This window comes from Pseudomonas sp. FSO-7 (assembly GCF_059579345.1).
The window spans coordinates 5,159,430-5,175,569 of record NZ_CM184193.1 but is presented as its reverse complement, the minus strand read 5'-3'; the positions used below and the strand labels follow the sequence as shown (position 1 = coordinate 5,175,569).

The 16,140-nt window shown below is 60.4% G+C and carries 17 protein-coding genes; 12 read left to right on the top strand and 5 right to left on the bottom strand.

Going from position 1 to position 16,140, the window contains the following annotated elements; translation table 11 throughout:
* Window positions 1–149 precede the first annotated feature (149 nt).
* Both AC515T_RS22700 and AC515T_RS22695 read left to right on the top strand, forming a co-directional pair.
* On the top strand, window positions 150–782 hold the full coding sequence (locus AC515T_RS22700) for a glutathione S-transferase family protein (RefSeq protein ID WP_496530096.1): 633 nt from the start codon (window positions 150–152) through the stop codon (window positions 780–782).
* A complete protein-coding gene (locus AC515T_RS22695; RefSeq protein ID WP_496530095.1) occupies window positions 779–1,723 on the top strand; it encodes a Nudix family hydrolase in 945 nt (314 codons plus the stop codon). Before AC515T_RS22700 ends, AC515T_RS22695 begins: the two co-directional genes overlap by 4 nt.
* A gap of 123 nt (window positions 1,724–1,846) precedes the next feature.
* Here AC515T_RS22695 and AC515T_RS22690 read toward each other — a convergent pair whose 3' ends face one another.
* From AC515T_RS22690 to AC515T_RS22680, 3 genes are read right to left on the bottom strand one after another with little or no spacing between them, the layout of a single operon-like run.
* Entirely contained in the window at window positions 1,847–2,428 is a 582-nt protein-coding gene (locus tag AC515T_RS22690) for a cob(I)yrinic acid a,c-diamide adenosyltransferase (protein ID WP_496530094.1), read from the bottom strand.
* 2 nt (window positions 2,429–2,430) lie between these two features.
* Window positions 2,431–4,467, bottom strand: coding sequence for a sensor histidine kinase (locus tag AC515T_RS22685; RefSeq protein WP_496530093.1), 2,037 nt, complete (start codon window positions 4,465–4,467; stop codon window positions 2,431–2,433).
* Window positions 4,468–4,513: 46 nt separating this feature from the next.
* Window positions 4,514–5,431 carry a putative 2-dehydropantoate 2-reductase gene (locus tag AC515T_RS22680; protein WP_496530092.1) on the bottom strand — a complete coding sequence of 306 codons (918 nt, stop codon included), beginning with the start codon at window positions 5,429–5,431 and terminating at the stop codon, window positions 4,514–4,516.
* Window positions 5,432–5,573: 142 nt separating this feature from the next.
* Between AC515T_RS22680 and AC515T_RS22675 the strand changes: the two genes are divergently transcribed.
* Window positions 5,574–6,059 carry a YajQ family cyclic di-GMP-binding protein gene (locus AC515T_RS22675; protein ID WP_060740892.1) on the top strand — a complete coding sequence of 162 codons (486 nt, stop codon included), beginning with the start codon at window positions 5,574–5,576 and terminating at the stop codon, window positions 6,057–6,059.
* Between the two features lie 159 nt (window positions 6,060–6,218).
* Complete coding sequence (locus AC515T_RS22670) at window positions 6,219–7,061, top strand: mechanosensitive ion channel family protein (protein ID WP_210640427.1); 843 nt, start codon at window positions 6,219–6,221, stop codon at window positions 7,059–7,061.
* 119 nt (window positions 7,062–7,180) lie between these two features.
* Here the strand turns inward: AC515T_RS22670 and AC515T_RS22665 are convergent, their stop codons facing one another.
* Window positions 7,181–8,509, bottom strand: coding sequence for an OprD family porin (locus tag AC515T_RS22665; protein ID WP_496530091.1), 1,329 nt, complete (start codon window positions 8,507–8,509; stop codon window positions 7,181–7,183).
* Window positions 8,510–9,393: 884 nt separating this feature from the next.
* Here AC515T_RS22665 and AC515T_RS22660 point away from each other — a divergent pair.
* Together AC515T_RS22660 and AC515T_RS22655 are read left to right on the top strand one after the other, a co-directional pair.
* Window positions 9,394–9,819: an HIT domain-containing protein gene (locus AC515T_RS22660; RefSeq protein ID WP_186706359.1), complete on the top strand. Its 426-nt coding sequence runs from the start codon at window positions 9,394–9,396 to the stop codon at window positions 9,817–9,819.
* Between the two features lie 3 nt (window positions 9,820–9,822).
* Window positions 9,823–10,029, top strand: coding sequence for a SlyX family protein (locus AC515T_RS22655; RefSeq protein WP_060740896.1), 207 nt, complete (start codon window positions 9,823–9,825; stop codon window positions 10,027–10,029).
* A gap of 70 nt (window positions 10,030–10,099) precedes the next feature.
* On the opposite strand, the gene AC515T_RS22650 is transcribed toward AC515T_RS22655, so the two are convergent.
* Window positions 10,100–10,705, bottom strand: coding sequence for a cold-shock protein (locus AC515T_RS22650; RefSeq protein ID WP_496530090.1), 606 nt, complete (start codon window positions 10,703–10,705; stop codon window positions 10,100–10,102).
* Window positions 10,706–11,099: 394 nt separating this feature from the next.
* Here AC515T_RS22650 and AC515T_RS22645 point away from each other — a divergent pair, with 394 nt between their 5' ends.
* The 6 genes from AC515T_RS22645 to ruvC all read left to right on the top strand — a co-directional run bounded on the left by AC515T_RS22645 (window position 11,100) and on the right by ruvC (window position 16,033).
* On the top strand, window positions 11,100–11,570 hold the full coding sequence (locus tag AC515T_RS22645) for a Dps family protein (protein WP_496530089.1): 471 nt from the start codon (window positions 11,100–11,102) through the stop codon (window positions 11,568–11,570).
* 203 nt (window positions 11,571–11,773) lie between these two features.
* The gene (locus tag AC515T_RS22640) at window positions 11,774–12,115 is read left to right on the top strand and encodes a ribbon-helix-helix domain-containing protein (protein ID WP_496530088.1); all 342 of its coding nucleotides are present in this window, start codon (window positions 11,774–11,776) and stop codon (window positions 12,113–12,115) included.
* A 258-nt stretch (window positions 12,116–12,373) separates the two neighbouring features.
* Window positions 12,374–12,595 (top strand): FmdB family zinc ribbon protein, encoded by a 222-nt coding sequence (locus tag AC515T_RS22635; protein WP_003178589.1) that lies wholly within the window; start codon window positions 12,374–12,376, stop codon window positions 12,593–12,595.
* Between the two features lie 75 nt (window positions 12,596–12,670).
* Window positions 12,671–14,446 carry an aspartate--tRNA ligase gene (gene aspS, locus AC515T_RS22630; RefSeq protein WP_496533178.1) on the top strand — a complete coding sequence of 592 codons (1,776 nt, stop codon included), beginning with the start codon at window positions 12,671–12,673 and terminating at the stop codon, window positions 14,444–14,446.
* A gap of 120 nt (window positions 14,447–14,566) precedes the next feature.
* Window positions 14,567–15,313 carry a YebC/PmpR family DNA-binding transcriptional regulator gene (locus tag AC515T_RS22625; protein WP_018614256.1) on the top strand — a complete coding sequence of 249 codons (747 nt, stop codon included), beginning with the start codon at window positions 14,567–14,569 and terminating at the stop codon, window positions 15,311–15,313.
* Window positions 15,314–15,508: 195 nt separating this feature from the next.
* Window positions 15,509–16,033, top strand: a complete 525-nt coding sequence (gene ruvC, locus AC515T_RS22620; RefSeq protein WP_014339919.1) for a crossover junction endodeoxyribonuclease RuvC — start codon at window positions 15,509–15,511, stop codon at window positions 16,031–16,033.
* Window positions 16,034–16,140 lie beyond the last annotated feature (107 nt).

The following is a 16,140-nucleotide window of genomic DNA, read 5'->3' as shown; positions in this document are numbered from 1 at the left end:
CCGAGTTGCTGCCATCGCGAGCAAGCTCGCTCCCACAGGGATTTGCGGGGTGACTGAGAAAGTGTTCTCACCACCGAACCCCTGTGGGAGCGAGCCTGCTCGCGATGGCGCCAGTACAGACACCTCAGAACCATAAGAAAGGAATCCACATGAGCCTGCACCTGATCATCGGCGATAAAGATCTATCTTCCTGGTCCCTGCGCGGCGCGCTGGCCCTGGCGCTGACCGGCGCGAAGTACACCGAAGAGCGGGTCAGGCTCGACCAGCCCGACACCCGCGAAAAGCTGCTCAAGTATTCGGCCACGGCCAAGGTCCCGTTGCTCAAGACCGAATTCGGCGTGATCGCCGATTCCCTGGCGATTGCCGAATACCTGGCCGAACAGTTCCCGCAGGCCGGTCTCTGGCCCAAGGATGTGGCCGCCCGGGCCCAGGCACGCTCGGCCTGTGCGCAAATGCATAGCGGTTTTTTCGCCCTCCGCAGCCACATGCCGTTTGACCTGCTGCGTGATGCACCGCTGTCGCCCATGCCGGCTGACGTCCAGGCGGACATCGAGCGGATGCTGGCGCTGTGGGCCGAATGCCGTGCCACGGCGACCGAAGCCGGCCCCTACCTGTTTGGCCACGTCAGCCTGGCCGACGCGTTTTTTGCCCCTGTTGCCGTGCGCTTGCGCACTTATCAGGTGAAACTGTCCGAGGTCGATGAGGCCTACGTCGAAACCCTATATCAATGGCCAGCGTTCAAGGCGTGGCAACAAGCTGGCCTGGAGGACACTGCGCGGTGAAACGAGTCCATGTGGCGGCAGCGGTCATCCGCGATGCCGCCGGTAAAATCCTGATCGCCCGACGGGCCGACACCCAGCACCAGGGCGGCTTGTGGGAATTTCCTGGCGGCAAGGTCGAGGCCGACGAATCCGTCGAAACCGCCCTGGCCCGTGAACTTCACGAAGAGCTGGGCATTGTCGTCGAAACCGCCCGGCCGCTGATCAAGGTGCGTCACGATTACCCGGACAAACAGGTGTTGCTGGATGTCTGGGAGGTCTCGGCGTTCACCGGCGAGCCCCATGGCGCCGAAGGGCAGCCGTTGGCCTGGGTGACGGCCCGCGACCTGACGAACCATGAGTTTCCGGCGGCCAATCAGCCGATCGTCGCGGCGGCCCGTTTGCCAGGTGAATACCTGATTACCCCTGAAGGCCTCGAGACGCCGGCCTTGCTGCGCGGCATGCAGAAGGCGATTGCTGGCGGGATCAAGTTGGTCCAGCTACGTGCCCCCAACGGCTACGACCCGCAATACCGCGACCTGGCGGTGGATGCGGCGGGGTTGTGTGCCGGCAAGGCCCAGCTGATGCTCAAGGGACCGTTCGAATGGCTGGGGGATTTTCCTTCCGCTGGCTGGCACATTACCGCCGCGCAACTGCGCAAGCATGCCGCGGCCGGTCGACCGTTCGGCAAGGACCGTTGGCTGGCAGCCTCCTGCCATAACGCCGAGGAACTGGCCCTGGCGCAACAGATGGATGTGGACTTCGTCACGCTTTCGCCGGTGCAACCGACCCAGACCCATCCCGACGCGCAGCCGTTGGGGTGGGCAGAGGCCGCGCGGTTGATCGAGGGCTTCAACCGGCCGGTCTATCTGTTGGGTGGGGTAGGGCCTGGCGAACGGCAAAAAGCCTGGGAAGCCGGGGCGCAGGGTGTGGCGGGGATTCGGGCGTTTTGGCCTGAATCTTGAGCTTGAGAATGTGGTGCAGCAACTGACGCCATCGCGAGCAAGCTCGCTCCCACACTGGATCTGCGGTGTTCACAGAACCCCTGTGGGAGCGAGCTTGCTCGCGATGGCGGCCTCAAAAAACACTCAAATTCCAGGTTTGGCCGCCGCCTCCCACAACACCTCCGCCACGCCCTGCCGCCGGGCAATGACCCGCGCCGCCACGAACAACAAGTCCGACAACCGATTGATATAGGCCAACCCCGGCCCGGCCAGTGGTTCCACCGCGTTCAGTTGCTGGCAACGACGCTCGGCGCTGCGGGCCAGGCTGCGGCAGACGTGGGCCTGGGCGATCAGCGTCGAGCCACCGGGCAGGATGAAGTTTTCCAGTGGCCCCAATTCCTCGTTCCACACATCGATCGCCGCTTCCAGCCGCTCGATTTCCGCCACGTTCAAGGCTTGGTAGGCGGGCATCGCCAGCTCACCGCCCAGGTCGAACAAGCGATGCTGACAAGGGCCCAGCACTTCGCTGACTTCCTTCAGCGCCGGGTACTGGGTCGTTTCGGCGGCGAGCCCGGCCAGCAACAAGCCCAACTGACTGTTCAGCGTGTCCACTTCGCCGATGGCTTCGACTCGTGGGTGGTCCTTTGCCACGCGGCGACCATCGCCCAACCCGGTTTCACCTTTGTCGCCGGTGCGGGTGTAAATCTTCGACAGGCGAAAACCCATGCTCAGCGCTCCAGTTGTTTGTTTTCCTGCGCCACCATCGAAGTGCCGGCCAGGGGCAGGCGCAAGGTGAAGCAGGTGCCTTGGCCCGGTGCCGACTGCACTTCCATCTGGCCCTTGTGGTTGTTGGTGATGATGAAATACGAGACCGACAGCCCAAGGCCCGTGCCCTGGCCGATCTCCTTGGTCGTGAAGAAGGGTTCGAACGTGCGCTTGCGCACGTTCTCGCTCATGCCGATACCATTGTCCTCGACCTGGATTTCCGCCCACGGCGGATTCAACCGCGTGCGCAGGATAATGCGCCCGGGCTCGCTGTCGTCCTGGCGTTGGTGGATCGCCTGGGCGGCGTTTTTCAGCAAGTTGAGCAGCACCTGTTCCAGTTCGTTGGCGGTGCCGGGTACTGGGCCCAGGTTCGGGTCGAACTGACGGATGATCGCCTGGCCCTTGAAGTCGAAGCCGATCGCCAGGTCGAAGTCGTTACCGGCGATTTCCACCGCCTGATCGATCAGCGCCGGCAGGTCGCACGGCGCCATCTGTCGGGTGCTGCGCCGGCTGAAGCTGAGCATGTGGGTGACGATTTTCGCCGCCCGGGCGCCGGCCTGCTGGATGCCGTCGAGCAACTGCGGAATCTCGCGGCTTTCCAAGTAGCGGTTGACCACCGGCAGTTCGATTCCCAGTTGCTCGGCCTGTTCAAGGTTCTTCGGCAATTCCGGCGACAGGCGCCGGCGGATGTTCTGCACGTTGTGCAGGATCGCCCCAAGCGGGTTGTTGATCTCATGGGCCATGCCCGCCGCGAGGCCGCCGACCGAGAGCATTTTCTCCGATTGCACCATCATTTCCTCCAGCGACAGGCGCTGGGTGATGTCATCGATGCGGATCACCACGCCCCGCCCGGCGCCGCCCATCAGTGGGTAGAACGTCAGGGCGTAATGCCGGGCTTCGTCGTCCTTGGTCCAGGTGACGCGCTCGATCTTGGCCACCGTATGTTGTTCTACGGTCTGCTTGAGCTGGGGCAGGTACGGCTTGAGCGGTTCGAAGGCGAGGAAGATCGGCTGGTTCAGGGCCTCGTCCAGCCGCGTGCCGGAGAGGGCGCTGGCTTCCTGGTTCCATTGGGTGACGTAGAGTTGTTCATCGAGGGCGATCAGCGCCGACGGCATGGAGTCGATGATGCTGTTGAGGTAATTCTGAAAACCGGTGAGCTTTTTCTCGATCTTGCTGCGCACCTGGACTTCCAGCTCCAGCTTGCGGTTGGTATGGCGGGTTTCTTCCGCCAGGCCCTGGGCCTGGTCGTAGGCGGCCTGGGAGTCGTCCCGCGCACGCTTGAGTTGCTGCTCCCGGGCTTCGATGCGCGAGAGCATGGTATTGAACGCCTCGGCCAGGCTGCCGATCTCATCGTGGTTGCCCCGTGCGGCGCGCAGGGCATAGTTCTCCTCGCGGGTGACCTGGCGGGACAGCTCTTCGAGTTGATGAATCGGCTGGGTGATCAGGCGCTTGATCTGCTGGGCAATGATCAGCCATAGCAACACGCTGAAAATCAGGATGCCGAGGCTGGCAGTCAGGGTGCCGGTGTAGAACGCGGTCGGCAGTTCGCTGCTGGCCACCAACAACAGATGACCAGGCGCCGTGCCGGGGCGGGGCAGGGTAATGACCTGGTTGCTGCGAAATTCAGTGGCCTGCCAGGCTTGTAGGTTGCGGTAATGGTCCGGCAGCTTGAGTTTTTCGCCCTGTTGCAGCTGCGCCAGGCGATCGCCCTGGCCGTCGTACAACGCCGCCGCCCGCAGTGGTGCATAGCTGTTGAGCTCGTCGAGCAGGCGCTGGGCGCTTTGTGGCGACTGCAACGCGTCGGAGATCAGGCTCGGGTTGGCGACCAGCCGGCCAATGGTCTGCAGGGCCTGAGGCGCCATGCTTTCCTGGGAGATGTAGTAGGCGGCGCTGATAAAGGTCAGGTTGGCCACCAGCAGGACAGTGGTCAACAACACCAACAGGGCGGCCAGCAGTTTCTGGCCGACCGGGAGGTTTTCAAGGCGCTGGCGCAATGGCATCAGACTCGTCGCTAAGAAGGAACACGAGGGCCAGCGTAGCCGCTGCTCAGTCGCTGGGCAATCCGAGGTTGTTCAAGTGGACAATCAGTCGCTGGCGCAGTTGTTCCAGGTGCGGCACGCTCAGCTCATGGCGCTGGGCGACCTTGCAGGCGTAACCGAGCAAATAGCTGATTTCGGTACGACGCCGATTGGCCACATCCTGGTACATCGAGGCGTAATTGGCGGCCGTGGCCTGGATCACCCGTTCGACTTCCGGCTGCAAATCCTCGGCCGCCGCAGGCTGGCCGCAGCGTTCGAGCAAATCCGTAAGCTCCGCGCACAGGGTCGCCACTTCGCAGTGGTGTTCCTGCAGGCCGCCGTTCTTGCAGTGGTGCAGGACGGTCAGTGGATTGATTGCACAGTTGAGTGCCAGCTTGCGCCAGAGGCGGGTGAGGATGTCGGCGCTCCATTCGTGGGGAATGCCGGCGGCGGCCAAGTCGTCCAGCCAGAACGGCGCCACCGGGTGAGCCGGGTCGCCCAACCAGGTGTAACCGTGGCCGGCGAATACCACGCGCCAGTCACCGTCGCGGAACGCGCCTTCGGTGCTGGAGGCGCTGATGCAACGGGCCTGGGGCACACAATTGGCCACCGCGTCCTGGCTGCCGAGGCCATTCTGCAACAGGATCAGTTCCGATTCGGCGCCCAGGCGATGGGCCACCGAGGTCACTGCCGCCTCCGCGTCGTAGGCTTTGCAGGCCAGCAGCAGGCGCTTGATGGGCTCTGGGCTGTCCGCGGTTTCGCCCGGCACCGGGTAGCACTGCACCTGGCCCTGTTCCACCAGCGTCAGGCCACCGGCGCTGCGGTAGGCCTGCAAACGCGTTTCGTTGCGCAGCACCAGCCGCACCGGCAACCCGGCCCGGGCCAGGCGCGTGGCCCACAACGTGCCAAGACTGCCGGCCCCGAGCACATGCCAGGTGGTCGACATCAGTTTTTTACTCGGATTGGCGCAGGCATCGGAGGGCTCGCAGTGTCGGCAGGAAAAGAGCCGTTATAATGAGCCCGATTTTAACCACAAGCCAAGCGCGCGCCGTTGATACTGGCGCGCCTTTTTATTTGGAGAACACTACATGCCGTCATTCGACGTGGTATCCGAACTGGACAAACACGAAGTCACCAACGCGGTTGAAAACGCCGTCAAGGAACTCGACCGTCGTTATGACCTCAAGGGCAAGGGCAGTTTCGAGTTCAAGGAAAAAGACCTGACCGTGAACCTGACCGCCGAGGCCGAGTTCCAGCTCGAGGCGATGATCGAGATCCTCAAGCTGGCGCTGGTCAAGCGCAAGATCGATGTGCAGTGCCTCGAGGTCAAGGACGCCTATGCCTCGGGCAAGCTGATGAAGCAGGAAGCCGTGCTCAAGGAAGGCATCGACAAGGAACTGGCGAAGAAAATCGTCGCTCATATCAAGGACGCCAAGCTCAAGGTACAAGCCGCCATCCAGGGCGAGCAGGTGCGGGTCACCGGCAAGAAGCGTGACGACTTGCAGGAAGCCATTGCGGCATTGCGCGGCAAAGAATTCGGCATGCCCCTGCAATTCAATAACTTCCGCGACTGATACCCGGTTGTTCGGACATTTTGTTTGTATGAAGCACTGTGGCGAGGGCGCTTGCTCCCGCTTAGGCTGCGAAGCGGCCCCTTTGGTGAGGCTGCGCGCCCAAGCGGGAGCGAGCTCCCTCGCCACAATGCCGCGTGCAACAGCAATAAGGAGAGGTAGATGGACTTGAACGCTGAAGTGGACAACCTGGTCAAGGCTTCCCAGACCTGGATTCCCATGATCATGGAATACGGCAGCCGTGTGCTGCTGGCCGTCATCACCCTGGCCATCGGCTGGTGGCTGATCAACAAAGTGACGCAGAAACTCGGTGCGCTGCTGGCCCTGCGTAACGCCGACCTGGCGCTGCAAGGTTTCATCAGTACCCTGGCCAACATCATTCTGAAGATACTGCTGATTGTCAGCGTCGCTTCGATGATTGGTGTGGAAACCACTTCGTTCGTCGCCGCCATCGGTGCCGCCGGCCTGGCGATTGGCCTGGCCTTGCAAGGCAGCCTGGCGAACTTCGCCGGCGGCGTGCTGATCCTGCTGTTCCGCCCGTTCCGCATCGGTGACTGGATCGAAGCCCAGGGAGTGGCCGGTACGGTCGACAGCATCCAGATCTTCCACACGGTGATTCGCACCGGCGACAACAAGACGGTCATCGTGCCCAACGGCAACCTGTCGAACGGCATCATCACCAACACCAACCGCCAGCCAACCCGCAAGGTCGTATTCGATGTCGGCGTGGATTACCAGGCTGACCTGCAAAAGGCCCGGGAAGTGTTACTGGACTTGGCCAAGGATGAACGCGTGCTGGCGGATCCGGCGCCTGAAGCGGTGATTTCCACCTTGGGTGACAGTTCCATCACGGTGTCGTTGCGGATTTGGGTCAAGACGGCGGATTACTGGAACGTGATGTTCATGCTCAATGAGCAGGCGCGGGATCGTTTGAAGGACGCGGGTATTGATATCCCATTTCCACAACGAGTGATTCGGGTCGTTCAGGAATCGACATCGGCGTAATGCTCGATCGGTTGTTGTTTGACCTTTAGGTCAGGCCTTGCGCAATAAAGTTGATTCAATAAAAAAGGCCCATCCGAAGATGGGCCTTTTTTTGATTACCGCAAACTGACTTTCGGCAATTACAGAACCGAAATCGGGTAGTCGACGATCAGGCGGAACTCTTTGATATCGCCTTCGCCTTCATCAGCGTTAGCGTAGTGCCAGGCTTGACGAACACGGAAGGAAAGATCTTTGGCCGGGCCAGACTGAACAACGTACTTGGCTTCGAAGTTGGTTTCGTTGTGCTTGCCGTCTTCACCGTACAGGCCAGCGTAAGGGCTGCCAGCAGGGGTGTTGGTACCGTCAATGTCCCAACCTTTAACGTAACGAGTCATGAAGCTCAGACCAGGAACGCCGTACTCAGCCATCTTGATGTCGTAACGGATCTGGGCAGATTTTTCGTTAGGAGCGTTGAAGTCGGAGTACTGGATGGAGTTGGCGAGGAAGATCGAGTCGCCGCCGCGGTTGTTCGTGCCCACACCAATGTAGTCAAACGGTGTGTCGCCGTTGATTTTCTGGAAGGCCACGGTGACGGTGTGCGCTTTCAGGAACGAGAAAGCAGCTGCCAGGGAGAACGCGGTGTTGCTGATGTCGCCGGCCTTGGAGCTGCCGGTGTCGGTGGTGCGGTAGATGTTACCGTCCAGGTTCAGCGACTGATCGCCACCCATTGGGATGGTGTAGTTCAGGTTACCGTAGTACTGGTTCCAGATGTCTTCCAGCTGGGCGCCGTATACCGATGCGCTCAGGTTGTCGCTGAACGAGTATTTGCCGCCAGCGTAGTCGATGGTGTTGGCTTCTACGCCAGCGTAGGTTGCGAACAGGCCGCCGTTACGGGCGTTGCGGTCCTGGCTGGTGGCCGAGTAGAAGTGACCGGCTTCGAGGTCAAGATCTTTGACTTCGCTGCTCTGCAGTTGGAAACCGCTGGCAGTTTGAGGCAGGACGCGGGAACCACCTACAGCGAACACTGGAGCAGTGCTTGGCTGTTGGTCGCCGATTTTCAGCTCGGTCTTGGAAACGCGGAACTTGATGGCTGCGCCGGCTTTACCTTGGCTGTCGTTGACTTCGCCATCGGCATCGCGGCTCATGTTGCCAGTGCCGCCAGTGCCATCGCCGCCGTCCAGCTTGACTGCCAGGTAACCGAATGCATCAATGCCGACGCCTACGGTACCTTGGGTGTAACCGGAGTTGAAGTTACCCCAGATACCCTGGGTCCAGTCTTTCTGATCGGTAGCGCCGTCTTTGCGGTCACGGTTGAAGTAGTAGTTGCGCAGCAGCAGTTTAGCGCTGGCATCTTCAACAAAGCCTTTGGCTTCAGCCTGGTCACTTACAAAAGGTGCGGCCGAGGCCATTTGAGTACTGGCTGCTGCAGCAACGGCCAGTGCGATCATGCTCCACTTCATCACGCGCATCGTGATTTGCTCCTTTGGTTTTAAGAGTACTGCCGTCCCACCTGTTTTATTATCTGGGCGGCTCTTTCTTTTTGTGTCGGCGCAAACTTATATCACGCCGACATTCTTTGGCGATACTTGCCCATTCAACCTTCCAGCTTCTTTACGACCATGTCGCCAATGGCTCGATCCATGTCGTATTTCAGCTGTTCCGACGCAGCGGTATGCACAACGTTAATGTTGTTTTTTCTTTTCCGGCATCGGTGTAAAGAGTCCGTCGTTACCGCGCTTGAAGCTCCTTTAGGGCAGCCTTGCCACTTTAATTTGTATGTCGGCAGGTTCCCGCTTCCGGCAGGACCTTTGGACAGTGCGGGTATGAATGCAACAAGCATGCTCAAACCCGAATTTCGTTTACATTTTTTTCACATTTCATCGGTTGACGCGGTGAAACCTCATGAAACCGGGCTCCAAAGGCCTTGTTTTAAATAGGGTTGACTCGTCTGGGCTCCCGTGTTTGGCGTCGATAAATTCGGCAAGACAACCAAAAACGTTACCGGTTCACCCTACCCAGTGAGTAAATCACGGATGCTTTGTGCACTGAGCGTAGACGCACTGTGCTGTTTTGGTGCAAAAAATTTTCAAACTGTACGAAAATCTTACAGCGTTCGCGTTCTGGCCTGAGCCCTGGCACGGTCCTTTCAGCACCTTGCCGTGTCGCTTGCGCTGTGTTGGTGCGTCCGCTTGCACAGCTTGATACCGGGTGTTGAAAAAAATCATCGAAGGGGCGGGCATCGGGACGGTACGCAGTGATCGATCCGGCGTTCGCGGGTATGCTGCGCATCTGTGCCCGATGCAGGCCTGCGGGTCGCTGAGCCGGGCAGAATCGATAACGAGGAGTACGCGCGGTGTTTGCCTTAGATCCACGACTGCAACAAGACACATTGCCCATCGGCGATTTCCCGTTGTGCCGTTTGCTCTTGTCCAACGACGCCAATTACCCGTGGTTCATCCTCGTGCCGCGGCGAGAAAATATCAGCGAATTGTTTCAGTTGGATGACATCGATCAATTGCAGCTGTGGAAAGAAACCACGGCGCTGGCTGAGACCCTCAAGGACTCGTTCGATGCCGACAAGATGAACGTTGCAACCTTAGGTAACGTCGTCAGTCAATTGCATATGCATGTCATCGTGCGCAAGCGTGATGATGCCGCCTGGCCTGCGCCGGTTTGGGGCAAACACCCGGCCCAGCCTTATAATGCAGGGCAGGTCGCGGCCATTCGCGAACGGTTGCGAGTGGCCTTGGCCGATGATTTCAAGTTTCTGGAGGGCTGAACCATGAACCTTGAAGAGCGCGTAACCGATCTGGAAAGCCGCCTGGCGTTTCAGGATGACACCATCCAGGCATTGAATGATGTGCTGGTGGCGCAGCAGCGGGTTGTCGAGCGTCTGCAGCTGCAGATGGCGGCGTTGCTCAAGCGCCAGGAAGAAATGGCCGGACAATTCGAATCCTTCGAAGAAGAGGCGCCGCCCCCTCACTACTGACGTATCCCGATTGCCGGGCAATAAAAAACCGCGAGCAGCCAGGCTGCATCGCGGTTTTTTTACGCTTGGATCAGCGGCGCGGCAGCGCAGCGATCACGTCTTCGGCCTGCAGGCCCTTGTCGCGGTTCATCACGGAGAATTCCACGCGCTGGCCTTCCACCAGGACGCGATGGCCTTCGCCACGAATGGCCCGGAAATGCACGAAAATGTCATCGCCGGAGTCGCGGGAGATGAAGCCGAACCCTTTGGACGTGTTGAACCACTTCACCGTGCCGGTATCGCGGTTGGACATGTCGTAGTTCTGCGCAGCGGCGGCCGGCGACGACTTCTTGTAGAAGCTGACGGCCAGGTGCAGTGCCACGGCGAGCAGTGCCGCGCCCAGGCTGAACAGAATGGCCGGCTGACCGCCGATTTCCGGCATGGGCGCCAGCAGGGCCAGGGTTTGCAAGGCAACGGCCAGCACCAGCAGGACGCTGACAAGGTTTTGCAGTTGGTGACGTGGACCTTTGTTCCAGTAAGGGATGACGGGGGCAAGGGTCAGGTTGAGCAGGCCGAAAAAGGCCAGGTACAGTGCATCGGGGTGTTGCAGGTAAGGTGTGGCTTCGGAACCCAGGCTAGGGATGAAGGACAGCAGCAGGGCAGCTGCGCCCATTAGCAAGTGGACGATTTTCAACATTTTGATTGACTCACGGTTAAGACAGATCACAAGGAAGAGCGGGTCGGGCACGGTTCGCTTCGAAACAATGAGAGGCGTTGGACACGTACCCGAATCAGCCTATGCGTTACGCCCGGGAAAATAAGCGTAGCGACACACTGCCTATTTAACAGCAAAGCTCGGGCCTTCTCAAACCCGTTACGGGCGCGCACCGCGCTGTTCGTCGGCCAGAAAAGCCGCGCGGCTGCTTGAACGCGCCAGGCAAGCGGCGTTGAATTTCCCAGGTGTCGGAACCGTCGGCTGTCCTGGCTTGTCGGTTCTGGAGGGCTGGCAATCTGTCGCAGGCCGTAGACGGCCAGAACCACTAGAGTGGGTAGGGCCATTGTCGAATTCATCACCTCAGGAGATCAACCCCATGGCAATTGATATCGGTATCAGTGAAGAAGACCGCAAGTCCATCGTCGACGGGCTTTCGCGCCTGCTGTCGGATACCTACGTGCTGTACCTCAAGACCCACAATTTCCACTGGAACGTCACAGGGCCGATGTTTCGGACCCTGCACCTGATGTTCGAGGAGCAATACAACGAGCTGGCCCTGGCGGTGGACCTGATTGCCGAACGAATCCGCGCCCTTGGCTTCCCGGCCCCGGGTGCCTACTCGGTGTATGCGCGCCTGTCCTCCATCAAGGAAGAAGAAGGCGTGCCTGCCGCCGAAGACATGATCCGGCAACTGGTCGAGGGGCAGGAAGCGGTGACGCGTACGGCCCGTGGCATCTTTCCTTTATTGGAGAAGGTCAGCGACGAGCCCACGGCCGACCTGCTGACCCAGCGCATGCAGGTTCACGAAAAGACCGCGTGGATGCTGCGTGCACTGCTCGAAGGCTGATTGAGCAGGTGATGACGTGACGTGGGACGCATTGCCTGCACGGGCCGTGTAGGACGACGTAATTCGTCGCTGGCCTGCTGTTGGCTTGTCCTACGTCCATGGTCATAAAGTCGTCTGGAACTGGCGATGCCGTTGAGCTTCCATAGAGCCACAGATGGGTTGTTCCAACCCAGAGGCTCGTATGGCAAAGGAGTGTCAACGGTATGATTCAAGGAAAAGAACCCGGGGAAGGGGGGCTGGGGCGTTTTCAGCCCATCAGCGTCGACCCGTTCATCCGGGGGTTCGATATGCAACTGGCCCGGCCCCTGGCCCGATCCATTCGCCTGAACGGGTTCGCCACCTGTCTGCGGCTGGAACAAGTCTATTGGGATATCCTCGGTGACATGGCCGAGCTCAACCGCTGCTCCATCAGCACGTTGTTGTCCCACGTGGACAGGGAAGTGCACCTGCGCCATGGCGGGGTGCGCAATTTCAGCGGGCTGGTGCGCGTGGTCTGCGTGGTGCACAGTTTGAAGGACACCGGGATGGATCATTGTGGGGGCTAGCCCGTCAATGACGGCAAATTCCGTGGCGAGGGAGCTTGCTCCCGCTGGGCTGCGCAGCAGCCCTCTTATGAGCGCTTCGCACTCAAGCGGGAGCAAGCTCCCTCGCCACAATGAGCCACACAGGCCTTAAATGAACAACAGGCTCGGCAATGACTGTGCGGTCTTACGGCTGCACAGGCCGCATTTAATGGATATAATCCCGCTCTTTGCCGCAAAGCCCCGCCTTTGCGCGAGTAACCTGATCGCCGAGACAACCCCATGCCGATGTACGACTATCAATGTGCTTCCTGTGGTCATCAGATGGAAGCCATTCAAAAGATCAGCGCGGCACCGCTGGTCGACTGCCCTGCCTGCCAGGCGCCGGAACTGAAAAAGATGCTCTCCATGCCGGGTTTCCGCCTTGGTGGCACCGGCTGGTATGAAACCGACTTCAAGACCGGCGCCAAGAAAAACCTGGCCGGTGGCGACAAAGCTGATTGAGTTGAATACGCGCGAGTTCTTGCACGGGCAGGGCCTCCAACCGAATGACGAATGACGAGAAGTGAAACCACTACCATGATGCGCAGCCATTATTGCGGCCAACTGAACGAAAGCCTGGAAGGTCAGGAAGTTACTCTTTGCGGATGGGTCCATCGTCGCCGTGACCATGGCGGGGTGATTTTCCTCGATATCCGTGATCGTGAAGGCCTGGCCCAGGTGGTGTTCGATCCGGACCGCGCTGAAACCTTCGCCACCGCCGACCGCGTGCGCAGCGAATACGTCGTCAAGATCACCGGCAAGGTGCGCCTGCGCCCGGCCGGCGCCGGCAACGCCAACATGGCGTCGGGCATGATCGAAGTGCTGGGCTACGAGCTGGAAGTGCTCAACGAGTCGGAAACCCCGCCGTTCCCGCTCAACGAATACTCCGACGTGGGCGAGGAAACCCGTCTGCGCTACCGCTTCATCGACCTGCGTCGCCCGGAAATGGCCGAGAAGCTGCGCCTGCGTTCGCGCATGACCACCAGCATTCGTCGCTACCTGGATGAGAACGGTTTCCTCGACGTCGAGACGCCGATCCTGACCCGCGCCACGCCGGAAGGCGCCCGCGACTACCTGGTGCCGAGCCGTACCCACCCCGGCAGCTTCTTCGCCCTGCCGCAATCGCCACAGCTGTTCAAGCAACTGCTGATGGTGGCCGGGTTCGATCGCTACTACCAGATCGCCAAGTGCTTCCGCGACGAAGACCTGCGTGCCGACCGTCAACCTGAGTTCACTCAGATCGACATCGAGACCAGCTTCCTCGACGAAAAAGACATCATGGGCCTGACCGAAGGCATGATCCGCAACCTGTTCAAGGAAGTGTTGGGGCTGGAGTTCGGCGAGTTCCCGCACATGACCTTCGAAGAGGCCATGCGCCGCTACGGTTCTGACAAGCCGGACCTGCGTAACCCGCTGGAACTGGTGGATGTGGCCGATCAGCTCAAGGACGTCGAGTTCAAGGTGTTCAGCGGCCCGGCCAATGACCCTAAATGCCGTATCGCGGCCCTGCGTGTTCCCGGCGGCGCCAGCATGCCGCGCAAGCAGATCGACGACTACACCAAGTTCGTCGGCATCTACGGTGCCAAGGGTCTGGCGTACATCAAGGTCAACGAGCGCGCCGCCGGTGTCGACGGTCTGCAATCGCCGATCGTGAAAAACATTCCGGAAGCCAACCTCAATGTGATCCTCGATCGCGTGGGCGCGGTTGACGGCGACATCGTGTTCTTCGGCGCCGACAAGGCCAAGATCGTCAGCGAAGCCCTGGGCGCGCTGCGCATCAAGCTGGGCCATGACCTGAAGCTGCTGACCTGCGAGTGGGCACCGATGTGGGTCGTCGACTTCCCGATGTTCGAAGAAAACGACGACGGCAGCTTCTCCGCGCTGCACCACCCGTTCACCGCGCCGAAGTGCTCGCCGCAAGAATTGGAGGCCAACCCGGCCACCGCTCTGTCGCGTGCCTACGACATGGTCCTGAACGGCACCGAGCTGGGTGGCGGTTCGATCCGTATCCATCGCAAGGAAATGCAACAGGCGGTGTTCCGCCTGCTGGGCATCAACGAAGCGGAACAGGAAGAGAAGTTCGGCTTCCTGCTCGATGCGCTGAAATACGGTGCACCGCCCCACGGTGGCCTGGCCTTCGGCCTGGACCGCCTGGTGATGCTGATGACCGGCGCCCAGTCGATCCGCGAAGTGATCGCGTTCCCGAAAACCCAGAGCGCGGCCGATGTCATGACCCAGGCCCCGGGCGTAGTGGACGCCAAGGCGTTGCGCGAGTTGCACATCCGTCTGCGTGAACAGCCAAAGGCTGAGTAAGGCTGGCACCTGAGAGGGCGCATCTTCGGATGCGCCTTTTCATTGGGGTCGATATTTCTGATTGCCGGCCACTGCGTACGCGCAGGGCGGGCAATGTTCCAAAGAGAAACGGAGCGAGTTATGGCAGGTCATTCCAAGTGGGCGAACATCAAGCACCGCAAAGAACGTCAGGATGCCAAGAGAGGCAAGATCTTCACCAAGTGGATCCGTGAGCTGACGGTCGCGGCCCGCCAGGGTGGCGGCGATCCGGGTTCCAACCCGCGCCTGCGCCTGGCCCTGGACAAGGCCTTGGGTGCCAACATGAGCCGCGACATCATCGACCGGGCCATCGCCCGTGGCGCGGGTGCGACAGAGGCTGACAACGTTGAAGAACTGACCTACGAAGGATATGGCCCGGGCGGCGTGGCGGTGATGGTCGAATGCATGACTGACAACCGCAACCGTACCGCTGCCGCTGTGCGTCACGCTTTCAGCAAATGCGGTGGCAACCTGGGCACCGACGGCTCGGTGGCCTATCTGTTCGAGCGCAAGGGGCAAATCAGCTTCGCGCCGGGCCTCGATGAAGATGCCCTGACGGAGGCGGCTCTGGAGGCCGACGCCGATGACGTGGTCAGCCATGAAGACGGCTCGTTCGACGTGTTCACCTCGTTCGCCAGCTTCTATGCCGTGCGCAATGCCCTGGAGGCGGCCGGTTTCAAGCCCGCCGACGCGGAAATCGTCATGCAGCCGACCACCAGTGCCGAACTGGACCTGGAAGGGGCCGAGAAGGTGCTCAAGCTGATCGACATGCTGGAAGATCTGGATGACGTGCAGAACGTTTATTCCAACGCCGATATTCCGGAGTCGGTGGCTGAACAGCTTGGCTGACAGGCGGAATACTGCTCACGCCAGGTTGGGTTTGTAATCATTGTGGCGAGGGAGCTTGCTCCCGCTGGAGTGCGAAGCGCTCCCCAAAAAGGTCTGCTGCGCAGCCCAGCGGGAGCAAGCTCCCTCGCCACGGATTCACTGCAAGCCTTTGATGAGCTGTATCCTCTTGCAACCGCATTACCTTTCGCAGGCGTTATGACTTTAATCCTTGGTATCGACCCCGGTTCGCGCATCACCGGCTACGGTGTGGTTCGCGATACCGGGCGCGGCTGCGTGTACGTTGCCTCTGGTTGCATCCGCACCGGTGCGGGTGAGCTGCATGAGCGCTTGCAGATCGTTTATCGCGGCGTGCGCGAAGTCATCCAGACCTACGGCCCGGTGACGATGGGCATCGAACGGGTCTTCATGGCGCGCAACGCCGATTCGGCCCTGAAGCTGGGGCAGGCCCGGGGCGCGGCCATCGTGGCTGGCGCCGAGGAAAACCTGGAGATCGCCGAATACACCGCGACCCAGGTCAAGCAGGCGGTCGTCGGCACAGGGGCGGCGAACAAGGAACAGGTGCAAATGATGGTGATGCACCTGTTGAAGCTGGTCAGCAAGCCGCAAATCGACGCCTCCGACGCCCTGGCCATCGCCATTTGCCATGCCCATACCCGTTCCAGCCTGTTGCCCCATGGCCTGGGGACTGCACGCAGTCGTGGCGGGCGCCTGCGTCTCTGATAGCATCAGCGCTTCATTCATGAACCCGAGTAAGTTGCGCCTGTGTCGTCGGCCTTTATGCTCGTGTTGATATTCGCCAGCCCGCGGGCTGGCCAGCACCCAAGGAT